This window comes from Mesorhizobium sp. M0659 (assembly GCF_040320605.1).
Taxonomy (GTDB): domain Bacteria; phylum Pseudomonadota; class Alphaproteobacteria; order Rhizobiales; family Rhizobiaceae; genus Mesorhizobium.
Map to the genome: position 1 here is coordinate 1 of NZ_JAMYPY010000057.1, position 1,153 is coordinate 1,153.

The window sequence follows — 1,153 nt, forward strand, 5'->3', positions numbered from 1 at the left end:
AAAGTTAAAAAACGGGTCTGGGTATTCTTTGCTGAAGGACAGCGTTCCCTGCCCCATCCCCACTACCGAAAAAGATGCGCACCGCGCCGCTCCTTCGAAATCGACATTACCCATGAGGCGGCGGCGTTCAACCACGATCGTACCGGCAAAAGGGCTGTGCGGGTGCTATCCCCCGGCGTTGTTGCACAAATGACACGATTTGGCCTCAGTCAGAAAGCTCTCATTAACTATCGAAGGGCCCGGAAGCCTTGTCCAGCGCGCCGCATTGCGGCCGAATCCGGCGATCGCCGCCGGAATTGCGGCGCTGCTGCCGACTCGCCGGCCAGGGAGCCGCCGCAGATTCGCCGCATGCAAAAGGCGACGCCGCAGCCGAATCCGGAATTTTCATAGATAATGGCGCCGGCTTGTTGATTGTGCCCGCGCTTTTCTTTATCCAGCGGCGCAACGGAGAGGTGGCCGAGTGGTCGAAGGCGCTCCCCTGCTAAGGGAGTAGAGGTCAAAAGCTTCTCGTGGGTTCGAATCCCATCCTCTCCGCCATCCTGCTTCGCTCTTCGAGCTTCGCAGGACAAGCCCAACCCTCAGCGCGAAGCAGGATGGCGGAGAGGATGCCCTCCGAAGCCTTGGCGTAGGAGGGCCGGACCGTGTGGCGTGCTACGTGCCGCACAGCGTAAGCCCAGAGAATCCCTTGCAAATTCGATTGGCAGTCCTGCTTCGCTCTTCGAGCTTCGCAGGACAAGCCCACCTCAGCGCGAAGCAGGATGGCGGAGAGGATGCCCTCCGAAGCCCCGGCAAAGGAGAGCAGCTCATGTGGTATGTGTATCTTCTGGAGAGTACGGCTGCGGAAGGCGAACGCTATATCGGCATAACGACGGACCTGAAACGGCGGCTTGTCGAGCACAATGCGGGGAAATCCAGCCATACATCCAAGTTTCTGCCGTGGCGGATCGTCACCTTTATGGCCTCTTCGAACCAGGCCAAGGCAGCTTCATTCGAGCGCTATCTCAAATCCGGTTCAGGGCATGCTTTCGCCAACAAGCGCCTGTGGTGATGGCCGCATCACCTGCCGCAAAGGTCCATCTTTTCATAAACTTCAACAATAACAATTGATTACAGTGAAAACGCTTGTCGCCGGCTTCACTATCTTGTTCGATTC

At 57.8% G+C, this 1,153-nt stretch carries 2 protein-coding genes and 1 tRNA gene; all 3 read left to right on the plus strand.

Annotated elements, in window-relative coordinates:
• The coding region (locus NKI31_RS31765; RefSeq protein ID WP_352653451.1) for a hypothetical protein at positions 1-390 on the plus strand (390 nt) is incomplete at its 5' end.
• A gap of 56 nt (positions 391-446) precedes the next feature.
• Positions 447-537 (plus strand) — tRNA-Ser (locus NKI31_RS31770).
• 268 nt (positions 538-805) lie between these two features.
• Positions 806-1,048, plus strand: a complete 243-nt coding sequence (locus tag NKI31_RS31775) for a GIY-YIG nuclease family protein (RefSeq protein WP_023687274.1) — start codon at positions 806-808, stop codon at positions 1,046-1,048.
• Positions 1,049-1,153: the final 105 nt, after the last annotated feature.